14 protein-coding genes are annotated in these 15,617 nt (G+C 43.3%); 7 read left to right on the top strand and 7 right to left on the bottom strand.

The window, feature by feature from the left end; translation table 11 throughout:
- Positions 1–131 precede the first annotated feature (131 nt).
- On the top strand, positions 132–458 hold the full coding sequence (locus BW980_RS10500; RefSeq protein WP_076455172.1) for a hypothetical protein: 327 nt from the start codon (positions 132–134) through the stop codon (positions 456–458).
- Between the two features lie 18 nt (positions 459–476).
- On the opposite strand, the gene BW980_RS10495 is transcribed toward BW980_RS10500, so the two are convergent.
- The 3 genes from BW980_RS10495 to BW980_RS10485 form a co-directional block, all read right to left on the bottom strand.
- The gene (locus BW980_RS10495; protein ID WP_076455171.1) at positions 477–995 is read right to left on the bottom strand and encodes a DinB family protein; all 519 of its coding nucleotides are present in this window, start codon (positions 993–995) and stop codon (positions 477–479) included.
- Between the two features lie 68 nt (positions 996–1,063).
- Positions 1,064–1,543 (bottom strand): Lrp/AsnC family transcriptional regulator, encoded by a 480-nt coding sequence (locus BW980_RS10490; protein ID WP_013995861.1) that lies wholly within the window; start codon positions 1,541–1,543, stop codon positions 1,064–1,066.
- A gap of 115 nt (positions 1,544–1,658) precedes the next feature.
- Positions 1,659–2,768, bottom strand: coding sequence for a M14 family metallopeptidase (locus tag BW980_RS10485; RefSeq protein WP_076455170.1), 1,110 nt, complete (start codon positions 2,766–2,768; stop codon positions 1,659–1,661).
- Between the two features lie 291 nt (positions 2,769–3,059).
- Here BW980_RS10485 and BW980_RS10480 point away from each other — a divergent pair, with 291 nt between their 5' ends.
- Together BW980_RS10480 and BW980_RS10475 are read left to right on the top strand one after the other, a co-directional pair.
- Positions 3,060–3,443, top strand: coding sequence for a helix-turn-helix domain-containing protein (locus BW980_RS10480; protein WP_076455169.1), 384 nt, complete (start codon positions 3,060–3,062; stop codon positions 3,441–3,443).
- Between the two features lie 25 nt (positions 3,444–3,468).
- Positions 3,469–3,846, top strand: coding sequence for a DNA topoisomerase IV (locus BW980_RS10475; RefSeq protein WP_076455573.1), 378 nt, complete (start codon positions 3,469–3,471; stop codon positions 3,844–3,846).
- 349 nt (positions 3,847–4,195) lie between these two features.
- On the opposite strand, the gene BW980_RS10470 is transcribed toward BW980_RS10475, so the two are convergent.
- The 3 genes from BW980_RS10470 to BW980_RS10460 form a co-directional block, all read right to left on the bottom strand.
- Positions 4,196–5,152 carry a sterol desaturase family protein gene (locus BW980_RS10470; protein WP_076455168.1) on the bottom strand — a complete coding sequence of 319 codons (957 nt, stop codon included), beginning with the start codon at positions 5,150–5,152 and terminating at the stop codon, positions 4,196–4,198.
- Positions 5,153–5,407: 255 nt separating this feature from the next.
- Positions 5,408–8,146, bottom strand: a complete 2,739-nt coding sequence (locus BW980_RS10465; RefSeq protein WP_076455167.1) for a DNA gyrase/topoisomerase IV subunit A — start codon at positions 8,144–8,146, stop codon at positions 5,408–5,410.
- Between the two features lie 25 nt (positions 8,147–8,171).
- On the bottom strand, positions 8,172–10,034 hold the full coding sequence (locus tag BW980_RS10460) for a DNA topoisomerase IV subunit B (protein ID WP_076455166.1): 1,863 nt from the start codon (positions 10,032–10,034) through the stop codon (positions 8,172–8,174).
- A gap of 259 nt (positions 10,035–10,293) precedes the next feature.
- Between BW980_RS10460 and BW980_RS10455 the strand changes: the two genes are divergently transcribed.
- The 4 genes from BW980_RS10455 (at position 10,294) to BW980_RS10440 (ending at position 14,631) form a co-directional block, all read left to right on the top strand.
- Positions 10,294–11,571, top strand: a complete 1,278-nt coding sequence (locus BW980_RS10455; RefSeq protein WP_083690452.1) for an amidohydrolase — start codon at positions 10,294–10,296, stop codon at positions 11,569–11,571.
- Positions 11,572–11,620: 49 nt separating this feature from the next.
- Positions 11,621–13,195 carry an FMN-binding glutamate synthase family protein gene (locus tag BW980_RS10450; RefSeq protein ID WP_076455165.1) on the top strand — a complete coding sequence of 525 codons (1,575 nt, stop codon included), beginning with the start codon at positions 11,621–11,623 and terminating at the stop codon, positions 13,193–13,195.
- 68 nt (positions 13,196–13,263) lie between these two features.
- Entirely contained in the window at positions 13,264–14,034 is a 771-nt protein-coding gene (locus BW980_RS10445) for an OmpA family protein (protein ID WP_076455164.1), read from the top strand.
- A gap of 75 nt (positions 14,035–14,109) precedes the next feature.
- Positions 14,110–14,631, top strand: a complete 522-nt coding sequence (locus BW980_RS10440) for a DUF7935 family protein (protein WP_076455163.1) — start codon at positions 14,110–14,112, stop codon at positions 14,629–14,631.
- Positions 14,632–14,695: 64 nt separating this feature from the next.
- On the opposite strand, the gene BW980_RS10435 is transcribed toward BW980_RS10440, so the two are convergent.
- On the bottom strand, positions 14,696–15,616 hold the full coding sequence (locus BW980_RS10435; RefSeq protein ID WP_076455162.1) for a patatin-like phospholipase family protein: 921 nt from the start codon (positions 15,614–15,616) through the stop codon (positions 14,696–14,698).
- Between the last annotated feature and the right edge of the window lies 1 nt (position 15,617).

Raw genomic sequence — 15,617 nt, 5'->3', positions numbered from 1 at the left:
TACATATACTAATATTCGATTTTGACAACTCTTTCACGAATTCACTAAAAAAATTACATAGTTTAGGTACGGATTTATAACCCAAATCAATTAATCGACCCAAAAACATCGGGTCTAAAAACCGACCTACCATGTTACGAAAATTAGTAGATTACCAAAAGTTAGACCATCAGTTAGCCGCATTGCTCATTGAAACATACCCTAGTGGCTATGGAGACGATGACATCATCATTTTCAAAAACCTAAAAGGGGAGATTGTTGAAGCCGTAGAAATAAGGACTTCCGACACTATTTACCTCGTAAAGATCAGCAAGAGCCTTTCTAATTTTATCGCCAATTTCGAAGAGAATATGGAAAAGGAACTCGAAGACAAGGAATCGCCCATTCTGAACGAATCGGAACATCGAGATTTTGAATTTGAAAATTCGTCCGAAAACGAAGCGGAAGAACTTGACTAAAGTCTACCTCAAGAAAACTTATGGCAGATAACGCTCCCGCAAAATATTACGGTGGTGTTTTTGATGCCCACAGATAACGAAGCCCAGTAAAGCAACGCTCCACGGCAAGCTACTGGCTAAGCCCTCACGACCTAGAATTGACGGGTCGAAACTCCTATAGAGCGATATAGTAGCTTCCCTCACGGTCCGATACTCCTTTATGATACTTTCTTTTGAACGCTTTTCCACTTCGGAATTGAGTACGTACAAATCTTGATCAAATCCCGGTAAGGAAGTTTGATCCCCTCTCGAAAACCGAAGGGCACGATACTGAAACACGCGTTCCGAATCGATGATATGCAAAAGTACTTGGGCAGTCGTCCACTTATCCGGGCCATAGGCATACGACATTTTATCGTCGGGAATGCTTTCGATAAATTTTGGAAAATTATCCAATTGTCGCTCGAGCATACCCAAAAGTTCCACATCGCCCAATACATCAATATAAGCCTTGTAAAAGGGTGCCGGTTTCGGCAGTACTATATCGGTAGTTCTCATAGGATACAAATAAAAATTCCCGGGCAGTTCGACCACCCGGGAATTTATGATTATCTCAATAGGTAGTTCTACAATTCGTTAAAAATCGTATGCATCAACCTCTTTTTATCATTTATGCTTTCTTCAAGGGAAATCATGGTTTCCGTACGACTGATTCCATCGATATCGTCGATTCTAAAGATAATGTTCTTGGCATGATTGGTATCTTTCGCCCTAATCTTGCAAAAGATATTGAATTTACCCGTAGTGATATGTGCAACAGTTACGTTTGGAATTTGCTCCAATCGCTCTAGAACGAATTTCGTCTGATGCGTTTTTTCCAAAAAGATTCCTACATAAGCGATAAAGGCATACCCTAGCTTTACATAATCCAAGGTTAGCGATGATCCTTTTATAATACCTGCTTCTTCCATTTTCTTCACACGTACGTGTACCGTACCTGCAGAAATCAAAAGTTTTTTAGCTATATCAGTAAAAGGAGTTCTAGTGTTATCGATTAACATGTCTAGAATCTGGTGATCAATTTCGTCTAATTTTACTTTTCCCATCGTGGTTGTGTTTTCGGCAAAATTAAAAAATTAAGGAATAATACGCATTAAAACTTGCATTTTTTTAACAAAAACGTAAAGATTCAATGATTTTAAAAAATAATGTTCAAAAAATTCACGCTTTAATCAGCTGATAAAAAGACTGTTGCCTTAGTTCCTCCCTATCGGTTTCATTAAGACAATCGTACGTTTTATGGCCGAAGCACCCGTCTAGTTTCCCAGATTTAGCGAGCGAAGGTACAAATTCCAAGGTATTTCCTTTTAAAGTTTCCACATATAAAATACCAATGGCCTCTCCCTCTCCCCATTTTTCTCCAAGAACTTGGGCATTCTTAATAAGGATATCATAAAACAACTTTCCGTTTTCAGGAATATTAAAGTAGTCTTGCTGCGGATAGGCACCTATAGTATTTTCCGAAATCACCTCCAACACCTTCAACAAAGCATAAAAAATATACTCCCTTGTACGCTCTCGATCATAGTCGCCCGGATAATGACCGGACTCGAACAGAATGGTCGGCACGTTCAACATCTGAAAACTATCACCAATACAATTCGCATTAAAGGCATCGTCATATCGTCCCACCTGACCAGGAATCATTTTTTGCAAAAGTTGGTTCATCGCTACGATCAACCGCATACTCACTCCCCTTGTTTTTGAAATACTGCGTTCAGGGTCGTGGGCCGGAGCCAAAAACGATACCGTTGCCGGCTTATCGGTAAATCCCACATTAAATATGGTACGCTGATCATGAAGATTCAAACAGTAATCTGGCCCAAAGGCTTCAAAAACCCCTCGCAAAACAACACTCTCGGGCTGCGTCCTATCCTGCGCATCCCTATTCAAATCGACCTGATTTGCATTTACACGTGTATATACCGATGCCCCATCAGGATTCAACATCGGAATGATCAACAGCGTACAATTCTTTAAAATGGATTCAGCGATGGGAGTCCCCTCATTCAAAAAGTTGACCAAGTCCAACACCGCCTTCGTTGTGGTCGATTCGTTGCCGTGCATCTGAGACCACATTAAAACCTTTATGGGCCCCACACCCATTTGCAGACTTTTTATCGGACGACCCTGCACGGAACTCCCTATAGTTTTTACTTGATGCCGACCTTCATTGCTACTTAAAAAATCTAAAATCTGCTCGTTAACAACATAGCGTCCGTAAACCGAACTTTCCTTGATCGTATTATAGTGGGATGGTGTAATGCTCATTTGGCCTATATATTTTAACCGCAAAAATAAGCCCTAATTATTTTACAAATGTAACCATTAAAATACACAATTGTAAACTACATTTTAAAGGGCGCTTTAGCTCATCTATACATTTGTAAACGAAAAACACCTATTTTTTGCACAACAAATGATTTTAAAACATAACAAACTTATATTCAGTTAATTATATACTATTATATAAAGTAACACACCTGCATAATTTCATGTTTAAATGTTAAAGGGAGCCGTATTTGCATCAAATTCACTACTTTTAACCTAATAATTGTTACAATGGTAAACACGACGGATTTCATTCAACGCCTAGAGCATCTTTTAAGCTATTACAGCTTGTCCGCCTCGGGTTTCGCGGACAAAATCAATGTACAGCGCTCGAGCATATCACACCTGTTATCCGGCAGAAACAAACCAAGTCTCGATTTTGTTTTAAAAGTCGTAAAGGCTTTTCCCGAGGTAAACCTCTATTGGCTACTTAACGGGAAGGGATCTTTCCCTCCAGAACCTAAACAGGAAGAAGCTCCCCGCCCCAAACCCAAAACCCCTTCTTCCCCACCACAAAGCATTGTACAAAAGGTAGTTGCCGAATCGGAAAAAACCATTGAGAAAATCGTCATCTTTTATTCCGATGGAAGTTTTAAGGCTTATGACAATAAATAGGCTTTTATTTCTTTATTTTGCAGGAATGATACAGAAAATACTCCCCATTATGGCTACGCTGCTCCTAACGGCGTCGTGTTACCAGCCCGAAAGAAACTGCACTGATTTCAAGGACGGAAAATACTCGTTCACCACCACTATTGACGGCGAAGAAAAAACAACACTGTTCGAACGTTACGGCGACCTCGAAATCGATTACTACGAAGGAAAAGCGGATTCATCATCTGTTCGATGGATCAACGATTGCGAATACATCGTTAAAAAGCTGAATCCGAAAAACAAATCGGAAGAGCAATCGATCCACATGAAAATACTATCCACAACAGAGGATTCGTATACTTTTGAATTCAATATCGTAGGCCAAGGCCAACCTTCCAGAGGTACCGCCATAAAAATAGAGTAAGCACTCGCAGCTTTTTCCCGCAAGCAATTTCAGCTCACAAGACAAGCTCCCAAAGTCCTATCACCTCCACACATGGCTTCTGCATGTAGATTTAAAAAAGAAACAACACCAACCCTACCTAGATACAAAAACAACCTTAAAAAGGCTTAAAAACCCGGTTTAAGACAGACACCCCACACCTTCATTGTCCAAAATCGAAATACCGAACATTGCAAAACAGCAACTGCCCATGGCGGATTTACGATTGAACCAAAACTTCAATAAGTGACACGCAACTAATTTCAATAGAGTATTTAAACAAAAAAAACGACCTAAACGGGTCGTTTTTTTGTTTATCATAAAGCCTTTCTTAATTCGGTCGACTATAAGCCACTTCAGGACTCTTTTTCCGATGCTCCTTAAAGAGTCGTTGCTGCTGTTTTACCGTTAGCGTACTGCCGTCAGGACTCCATCCCGGAGGTCCAAAAATATACATTAGCTTATGCGAAAATTTCTTGGCCTTTTTAACATCGGCCCATATATCCTTAAACTCATGGGTAAGGATTACTAGGGGATTATAACTTTTAGGCGCATGGATAACACCGAATTTCACTTCCACATCATCATCAAGCTCTTTCCAGGTACCGAACATCTTATCAAAGATATTCAGAAATCCCCCGTGATTCTTATCCAAATATTCCACGTTTTGGGAATGGTGCACCTGGTGCATGGTGTGGGTGTTGAAAATCTTTTCGACCCACCCCATTTTAGGCACATACTTTGAATGCAATTGAAATTGCCAGAAAGACTCGATGGCCAAGGCAAAAATCACCACCTCCACAGGGAAACCGATTGCCGGCATCCACATATAGAAAAACGGCTTGTACAAAAGCGTAAACCACCCATTACGAATAGCCGTACCTAAATTAAAATGATCAGAAGAATGGTGTACGATATGTGCGGCCCACAATATCCTCACTTCATGGTTGGCCCGATGAAACCAGTAATAGGTAAAATCATCGGCTAATTGACACAGTAAGAAAACATACCATGAATACCCGAAAGACTCATACCCCATTATATTGGTACGAACCCCATCGACTACAGGGTTAAAAAATTCATAGGTATATGTAAATACCGTAATAAGAACGGTCACTTTGATAAGCGGGCCCAATATTGCCGAACCGATACCCATTGCACCACTGGCCATAAAATCTTTCCACACATAGAGGTCTTTATCTCCGTGCGTGTGGCTATAAGTGATTTCTAGCAAAATAAATGCTATAAAGCAGGGCACACCATAAATTAGGGGGTTCGTCAAATCCATATTTCAAACAATTTTGGCCAAAGATAACATTAATAAGACCTAATTTGCATTATGTTCATCATTTAAGACTATTACAGTATAGCCAACACAAATATGGTTCCGTGAAGTATCATTTTATTTTAATATAAAAAGCTCAAGCTCTATCGACGCTTTTTCAAGCGCCGATATTGAACAATTTATTCGATTTTTTATTTTTTCCAAAAAAACTCGCCTCATTCCAGCGAATTCTCCCTGACACGATTTCATCATCAAAAATTACTCAAACAAAGAGGTCTGCACATCATCATCATCGCCTCCTTTATCCGATTTCGGATCAGTCGACCCATCCGCCTTGGTACTGGCATTACTTCCTAAACTTTCCTCATCAACCACCTCGATATCCTCGGTTTTTTGAGGCTCGGGCTCTTCATACGGCAAAGGGTCCAAAACATTGATTTCCAAAACCTTTTCCTTAGTCAGCTGATTCCCCATGGCCCCTATACCCTTAATGGAAATAAACTCCTCTAGACTCACCGACCAATTCTCTTTTCTTTCCTGACCACGCTTCTTCGCGTAAATCACCTCGATCATTGGCCTGTAATCGGTACTGAATATCTCAAGATGCGATTTTGGGTGATCGGTCAACACATTTTCTTCCCTATCGGGATGCTCTATCAGAAAGCGCTTAACATAATACAACCCCTTATCCCCTTCCCAGTACACTACCGATAAAGGTTTTTTCGGAATCCACTTCTCAAGAACAACGATATCTTCATCGAAATGGAGCGTCAATTCAGGAATTACGGTTTTCACAAGACCGGTCTGATTCACGATCAACAATCGATCCTCACTAGTGAACTCCCCCAAGAATTCCCCGCGCTCATCCATATTCAAGCGCCGAACCGTTTCATCGAACCACAATTTTCGCGGTTTTAGGGTAGAAAGTCCTTTTTCTTTTAAATCGATGCGTTTTACGGCGTATTTGGTTACGATATTACCTTTCGAGGCCCGCCCCTTGATCATGATATCGGCAAAATCAATATCCCATCTCAATTTTTTAATACTCCCCACATGACGCAGGTTCACCGTTACCACCTCGGCCTCCCCATTAGGGTTGCCCGAAAAATAATGTACCAAAGTACCCGGCTTACCCTTGCCCATCTCATAATGCTTGTCCCGCGTAATACTGGTCACATTAAAGCGCTTAATATAGGTAGGGCCACCTTTGCCATCCCTATAGATCATATTGTACACCGTACGCTTATCCTTTTTCTTAAATACCGCAACATAGATTATCCCCTTGCCCACAAAGGTCTTTGAATCGACCTTAAAAACCATCATCTTTCCATCTTGGGTAAAAGCGATAATATCATCGATATCACTACAATCGGTTACGTACTCATCGCGCTTTAGCGAGGTTCCGACAAAGCCTTCCTCGCGGTTTACATATAGTTTTGTATTTCGAATGACCACCTTGGTCGCTTCAATATCATCAAAAAGACGTATTTCGGATTTACGCTCACGTCCCTCACCATAGGTATCCTTCAGTTTTTGGAAATAAGCGATGGCATAATCCGTCAGATGCTCTAAATGATGTTTTACTTCCGATATTCTTTCTTCCAGATTGTCAAGGTGTTGCTGCGCCTTATCTAAATCAAATTTTGAAATACGCTTAATACGGATTTCAGTCAAGCGAACAATATCCTCCTCGGTCACCGCACGCCTTAAATGTTTTGTATACGGAGCAAGCCCCTTATCGATCGCCGAAATAACCCCTTCCCACGTTTCTTCCTCTTCAATATCGCGGTAAATACGGTTTTCTATAAATATTCTTTCCAGAGAGGCAAAATGCCACTGCTCCTCCAGTTCCGAAAGTTGGATCTCTAGCTCCTGTCGAAGCAATTCCACCGTAGCATCCGTAGAACGGCGCAGCATTTCGGTCACCCCTATAAACAGGGGTTTATTGTCTTCAATAATACACCCCAAGGGAGAAATCGAAGATTCACAAGCCGTAAAGGCATATAGGGCATCAATAGTTTTGTCTGGCGAGATACCTGGCGGCAGATGCACCAATATCTCTACCTCGGCAGCGGTATTGTCTTCAATTTTCTTGACCTTTATCTTCCCTTTTTCATTTGCCTTGAGAATGGAATCGATTAAAGAAGAAGTGTTGGTTCCATAGGGTATCTCACTTATAATCAAGGTAGATTTCGATTGCTGGGCAATCTTGGCCCGTACCCGGATCTTCCCCCCACGGAGTCCGTCGTTGTAATTGGATACATCGATGATCCCTGCTGTTGGGAAATCGGGAAACAACTTGAAGCGCTGACCTTTTAAGTGCTTAATAGAGGCATCTATCAACTCGATAAAGTTATGCGGCAATATCTTGGTCGAAAGTCCAACTGCAATACCTTCGGCCCCTTGCGCCAAAAGCAATGGAAACTTTACCGGAAGGTTTACCGGTTCTTTTTTTCTACCATCGTATGAAAGTTGCCATTCGGTAATTTTCGGACTAAAAACCACCTCTAAGGCAAATTTCGACAATCGCGCTTCAATATATCGCGAGGCCGCTGCGCGGTCACCCGTTAAAATATTCCCCCAGTTACCCTGGGTATCTATCAAAAGGTCTTTTTGCCCGATCTGCACCATGGCGTCGGCAATACTGGCATCACCATGCGGGTGGTACTGCATCGTATGCCCTACCACGTTGGCCACCTTATTGTAACGACCATCATCAAGATCTTTTAAAGAATGCATGATACGCCGTTGCACAGGTTTAAAACCATCTTCTATGGCCGGCACCGCGCGCTCTAAGATTACATAGGATGCATAATCCAAAAACCAGTCCTTGTACATTCCGGTAACCCGCGTAAGCGCGTCATCCTGTCCCTGGTCTTCTCCATCCGTTACCTCCGAATCATTGACTTGCCCCTGGCCTTCTTCGGCGGATTGCTCCGATTGGCCTTCAGGCGAATTCTGATTGTTAGCTTCGTTCAGCTCGTCATTTTCCTCCATTCAGAAAAAATCGTATTTCTTTGGTTTATAATTGATTTTCTTCCACAAGGTCAACCTCTACTTTAAGGTTTTCTATGATGAATTCTTGTCGGTCGGGCGTATTCTTGCCCATGTAAAAACTCAATAATTGCTCTATGGACATAGCCTTGTCGAGCATTACGGGTTCCAAGCGAATATCCCCCCCGATAAAATGCTTGAACTCATCGGGCGATATTTCACCCAAACCTTTAAAGCGTGTTATTTCAGCTTTACCGGTCAATTTTTGAATTGCATTTTTTCGCTCTTCCTCACTATAGCAATATATGGTTTCCTTCTTGTTCCTGACACGGAACAATGGGGTTTGCAAAATATACAAATGATTTTCTTTTATCAACTCTGGAAAAAATTGCAGGAAGAAGGTAATCAAAAGTAAGCGAATGTGCATACCATCCACATCGGCATCCGTAGCGATTACAATATTGTTATATCGCAAATCTTCCATCGACTCCTCAATATTCAATGCCGCTTGCAACAAATTGAACTCCTCGTTTTCATAAACGATTTTTTTCGACATGCCATAAGAGTTCAAGGGCTTACCTCGTAGACTGAATACAGCCTGCGTATTCACGTCCCTTGATTTGGTAATGGACCCCGAAGCGGAATCCCCCTCGGTAATGAACAAGGTGCTCTCTAAACGGCGATCGTTTTTCATATCGCCCAAGTGCACGCGACAATCCCTTAACTTCTTATTGTGCAAACTAGCCTTTTTCGCCCGGTCGCGCGCCAGCTTCCGAATACCGGAAAGTTCCTTTCTTTCCTTTTCGGCCATCATGATCTTACGCTGAAGCTTATCGGCCGTTTCAGGGTTCTTATGCAGGTAGTTATCGAGATGTGTCCCTATAAAATCATTGATATAGGTACGTACGGTCGGGAAATCACCCCCCATTTCCGTTGACCCCAACTTGGTTTTGGTCTGACTTTCGAAAACCGGCTCCATCACCTTGATGGAAATCGCAGAAATAATCGATTTTCGAACATCGGATGCATCGTAATTCTTTCCGTAAAAATCACGAATCGTCCTTACCAAGGCCTCACGGAAGGCCGCTTGGTGCGTACCGCCCTGGGTCGTATGCTGTCCGTTTACGAAAGAATGGTACTCCTCGCTATATTGGGTCTTACTGTGCGTAATGGCCACTTCGATATCTTCCCCCTTAAGGTGGATTACCGGGTAAAGAATGTCTTCGGCGTTGTTATTGTCTTCCAATAAATCCTTTAGACCGTTCTCGGAGTGAAATTTTTCCCCATTGAAAACTATGGTCAACCCCGGATTGAGATAGACATAATTCTTGAGCATGCGCTCAACGTATTCGTTTCTATACTTGAATTTCTTGAATATGGTCTCATCAGGAATAAAGGTGACCTTGGTCCCCCTACGTCTAGTGGTTTCCTCTAGCAGTTCCTCGTTCTGTAGTTCCCCGGTCTTAAATTCGGCGGACTTTGATTTTCCGTCCCTCGTACTTTCTACACGGAAATAACTCGAAAGGGCATTTACCGCCTTGGTACCTACACCGTTCAAACCAACGGACTTTTTAAAGGCACGCGAGTCGTACTTACCACCGGTGTTCATTTTTGAAACCACATCCACCACCTTACCTAAAGGAATACCGCGACCGTAATCGCGAACGATTACACGTTCACCTTGAATGGAAATCTCTACGGTCTTACCCGCCCCCATTACAAACTCATCGATACAGTTGTCTATGGTTTCCTTTAATAATATATATATACCATCATCGGCAGATGAGCCATCGCCCAACTTACCGATATACATACCAGGTCGCAGTCGAATATGCTCTTTCCAATCGAGTGAACGGATATTGTCTTCTGTGTACTGGGAATTATCGGACATAAATCAGGGGTTTGGAACTAAAGTATCGCTAAAGATAATACGACAATTAAAAAGATAAAACCCCAAAGTGTTAAAGTAATTAACAATGAATTTATCCATTTTGTTGATATATTCACTTATTATGTCAAATTTTGCGCTTTAGAAGGGGTATTTTAAACAGAAAATCAGAAATATAGCCTCTTTCGGACTTTTTATAACAAAAAGCTTCCGTAAAATAAATCACAGTGAAAAAAAATAAAATCGACAAACCCTTTATCGCATGACAAAACTATCCATAGGCCTATTGTTCTATTTTGGGCTCACCCTTCCGACCTTGGCCCAAAAATTCGAGAAGGACTACAAAGCGATCGAAAGCAAGGTCATCGAATGGCGAAGGGAAATCCACCAAAACCCCGAACTCTCCAATCGCGAGTTTAAAACGGCCGAAAAAATAGCCGAACACCTGACCGCCCTGGGCTTAGAAGTGCAGACCGGGGTAGCCCATACCGGGGTTGTCGGCATTCTGCGAGGAAAAAAACCTGGCAAGGTGGTGGCCTTACGGGCCGATATTGATGCCCTTCCCGTTCTTGAACGAAACGAACTCCCTTTTAAATCCACCGTAACCGCCGATTTTAAAGGAGAGCAAGCCCCTGTCATGCACGCTTGCGGACACGATACCCATACGGCCATCCTCATGGGCGTTGCAGAAATCCTTTCCAAACATACTGACAAAATAAAGGGGACCGTAAAATTCATTTTCCAACCTGCCGAAGAAGGTCCCCCTCCTGGGGAAGAAGGCGGAGCCCTACTCATGGTCAAGGAAGGCGTATTAAAAAATCCCGATGTCGATGCCATTTTCGGACTCCACATCAACTCCCAAACGCCCGTTGGCGTCATCCGTTATAAATCCGGAGGAACCATGGCCGCAGCGCAAAAATTCACCATCAGGGTAAAAGGAAAACAAAGCCACGGCGCCCGCCCCTGGTCGGGAGTCGATCCCATATTGATCAGCGCCAAGATCATCGACGGACTACAGACCATAATCAGCCGCGAAGCCGAACTCACTAACGAGGCGGCCGTAATCACGGTAGGAAAGATCACAAGCGGTGTTCGCTTCAACATCATTCCGGAAGACGCTGAAATGATCGGCACCATACGTACGCTTGATTACGACATGAAAAGCCTTATCAACAAACGTATGGAAGAAATGGTGCCCGCTATCGCCAAGGCCTATGGCGGTGATGCCTCCATTGAAATTGTAGACGCAACGGAAATCACCTACAACGACCCCGACCTGGTTACACAAATGCTCCCCACCCTGAACAGAGTGGCGGGCGAACACAATGTACAGCCCCAAAAAGCCGTTACAGGAGCTGAAGATTTCTCATATTTCCAAAAGGAAGTCCCCGGGTTCTTTTTCTTTTTAGGAGGAATGACCCCAGGAAATACAGCATCGTTTCCACACCACACCCCCGATTTCATCATTGATGATAGTGGTTTGCTCCTCGGTGTTAAAGCCTTGACAGAAATAAGCATTGATTATCTTAACAAGCAATAACTTAAAACACTCAACTTAAATCATCAATTTAAATATACCGTTACTACTTATGAGCCAAATTCTCGACACTTTACAGGCCATTCCTTGGTGGGGATGGCTTTTGATCATTCTTGTTTTAGTGAGTATTCGCGACATCTTTTTTCAACGTTCCCACACCATTTCACACAATTTTCCGATTGTCGGACATTTACGTTATTGGCTCGAAAGCATAGGGCCCGAAATGCGTCAATATTTTGTGGCCAATAACCGCGAAGAACTTCCTTTCAACCGTATCGAAAGAGGATGGATATACGCTTCCGCCAAAAAAGAGAACAATTACGAAGGCTTTGGTACCGATCGCGATATCTATGCCCATCAGCACATTTTCGTAAAGAACCAGATGATGGCCTACAAGGTACCCGAAGGCCATATCAATGCCATCGACAAAACCTTTGTTCCCTGCGCCAAGGTCATGGGTGCCTACAACAACAGACGGAAGCCTTTTCGGCCCAAATCCATCATCAACGTATCGGCAATGAGTTTTGGATCATTATCGGCCGCGGCCATTGAAGCCATGAACAAAGGGGTGGCCAAGTCTGGCGCCTATCACAATACCGGCGAAGGCGGACTTTCATCGTATCACAAGCAGGGCGGCGATGTCATTTTCCATTTTGGAACGGGCTATTTTGGCGTACGTACGCCTGATGGCAATTTTTCCATGGAAAAAATGAAAAGACTCGTGGAGGAAAACCCCAGTATAAAAGCCATAGAAATCAAATTATCACAGGGGGCCAAACCTGGAAAAGGCGGTGTATTGCCCGGAGCCAAGATAACTCAGGAACTCGCCGATATACGCGGTGTGGAAGTCGGCAAGGACGTACTCTCGCCCGCTACCCATAAGGCGTTCAACAACATAGCGGAGCTTTTACAGCTTATTGAGGACATCGCGGAAGAAACCGGATTGCCCGTAGGGATCAAGGGAGCCATCGGGAAATTGGACCAATGGGAAGAACTGGCCGATCTAATGGAAAAGACAGGCAAAGGTCCTGACTTTATCACCGTTGACGGCGGGGAAGGCGGAACGGGCGCCGCTCCACCATCATTCGCCGACCATGTATCCTTGCCTTGGGTATACGGATTTTCAAGCCTTTACAAGGTATTCCTCAAACGCAAACTCACCGATCGCATCGTATTTATCGGCAGTGGAAAACTCGGTTTTCCCGCCAAGGCCGCCATGGCCTTTGCCATGGGCGTAGACTGTATCAACGTGGCCCGTGAAGCCATGATGAGCATTGGCTGTATTCAGGCGCAAGTGTGTCACACCAACCGCTGCCCCGCAGGGGTAGCCACCCAGAACAAGTGGCTGCAAAAAGGCATTGACATACCGTTAAAGTCCGACCGCCTGGCACAATATTTTATGACCTTTAGAAAAGAGTTCTTGGAAATCACCCATGCTTCGGGATACGAACACCCTTGTCAATACACTATGGACGACATCCAACTAAACGTCGACGACAACGACCTAAGTCGTAGTTTGGCTTCTGCCTATGGATATAACAAGACAAAAGTACCGTTCGAGAACATGCAAAAACTATACGATTGTATTTACTTAGGTGGAAAGCATTGTGAAAACACCAAAGAATAATATACATTTGTTAACGGTTATTTAGTATTTCCAAATCATATTAACAAAATAATTAATCAGTGTAATTCATGAAAAAATCCCTACTTGCCCTTGGCCTTATCGCATGTACCTGTATATCGTTACAAGCCCAGAGAAAAAGTGATCTTTTAGCCGAAATCGACCAATTAAAGTCGCAGTTAGACTCTGTTAACGCCGAGATATTCGACGCCAGAAAGAACGAAAAAGTAGCCGTAGCCAAGGCCGAATCGTTTGAATCGCAGGTCACCGAGCTTCAAGACGCGAACAACACCCTCATGAAAAACCTAAACAGTTTTGCCGAGGTATCGAACAAAAATTCGAATATTGTAAACAGCGCCATGGAAAGCCTCGAAGCCAAGGAAAGACAGTTAAAGGCCATCAAGGATGCAATTGCCACAAACGATTCTACCACCATAGTGGTTCTTACCAACGTAAAACAGACTATGGGCGAGAATGCCAAAATCGGTGTTTCGGAAGGCGCCGTGGTGATTTCGTCTGACCTCGCCAGCCTCTTTGGAAGCGACACAGGAACGACCCCGACCCCACAGGCCGAAGCTTGGGTGGAAAAAATAGCGAACATCTTAAATGCCAACCCTACTACAGCGGTGACCATTGAAGGCCTTAGTATGACTGGAGACCTTAAAACCCCGGCCAAGCAAGCCGTAGCATTGGCCACATTGCTTCAAAGTAAGTTCAATATTCCCGCAGAGCGCATTAAGGCCCTTGGACGGGACGGAAATCTAAAAGAAGGGGTACAAGTGAACATCCACCCTGAGTTCGACAAGTTTTACCTGATGGTAAGAGAGCACATGAAGAACTAAAAGTTATACGAAACGTCATATACTTTTTGCTAAAATCCTCCGTTCTAATACCCAAATTAACCAAATACCAAAAACATGTCTGGAGAAGGAATTTTACAAATGTTCGGTTTTTTATTACCGGCGGTAGTCACTGGCGTTGTGGCCTTTTACTTTTTTAAGATGCACACCAAGAACGAAGAAGGACGTAGACGTTTTCTTTTGCACAAAGACTCGCAGAAGAGCACTATTCCGGTTCGCTTGCAAGCCTATGAACGCATGGCCCTTTTTCTTGAGCGCATCGCCATACCGAGCCTAGTGGTTCGCGTGGCCCCAAAATCGTCCGATAAAAATGCCTACGAAAGTTTGCTGATCAAAAGCATAGAGACCGAGTTCGAACACAATCTGTCGCAACAGATCTACATGACCGACGAGTGTTGGAACGTTATCAAGGCGGCAAAAAGCGCTACGGTACAAATGATCAGAAAAGCGGCCATGAGCGAAACCGAATCGGCCGACAAACTAAGGGAAGACATCTTAACGGAAACGATGGAAAAACAATCCCCTTCAGGTACCGCACTCTCTTTTATCAAAAAAGAGATCAAATACCTTTGGGAATAAATCAATTAGAATCCTTTCATTCTAGTAGACCACTGGGCATATTTTTGTTCGGTGGTCTTTTTTTTTAGAGCACCTCGCCTTTTTCCGGTTCGATCTGGTTGAGTTCCGTATTCTTGTATTTTGCGAAATTATAGCCACTCTCCCACCAGACCGTCATTTTTTCCTTATCGAAAATAAGGGAATTCGTGGTGAGCACGGTCGGGGTATAATAGAAATTGATAATGGCATCGTTATGCCTGGCAACATATTTGCCGATCCTTATATTTTGATGCTCGATACGATCAAGCATATATTCGAACATGGTAGTAAGCAAGGAAAAGGCATTACGTGACGGCAAGCGGTTCAAATGGCTCACCTCGGTCTGCAATACAATAACATCGACCTCTTTGGCCCCTCGTTTTATAGCTTCCTCTATCGGCACCATATTCCCAAGGCCACCATCGGCATATTCACAGCCGTTCTTGCGCACCAAACTCATAAATGGAGTATAGTTGCACGAAATCCATATCCACTCACAGAACTCTTCGTAACTGTAGTCGTTTATACTTTTATACTCCACTTGATTTAAGGAAAGATTGGAAACCGTAGCAATAATTTCCTTAGGCCCCTGCTTTAAAATTTCAAACTCTTCTACCGTCAAGGTCCTTTTAATCAGTTTCAAAAGGTTTCGGCTTTCCCCAAAGGTTTTCCTTCCCTTATAAAAATTCTTCAGCACGTTCCAGTGATCGATACCGATCGTGTGTACCCCGTGCTTCTTTTGTATGGTAAAGGGGCAATTGCTAAAAATACTATGCTGGTTCACCGAGGTATACACCTCCTTGATTTTTTCGATTTTCTGAAGGGCCAGGTGCGAAATCAGCAAGCTGCCCGTAGACGTTCCCAAAAACAGGTCGTACTTGTGATGGAGTTCCTCCATAAGGTATTGCGCTACGCCTCCTGCAAAAGCGCCTTTACTACCTCCGCCCGATATGACCAATGCCCTCATG

The organism is Zobellia uliginosa (genome assembly GCF_900156625.1).
Taxonomy (GTDB): Bacteria; Bacteroidota; Bacteroidia; order Flavobacteriales; family Flavobacteriaceae; genus Zobellia; species Zobellia uliginosa.
This window is presented reverse-complemented; position numbering and strand designations above follow the sequence as displayed.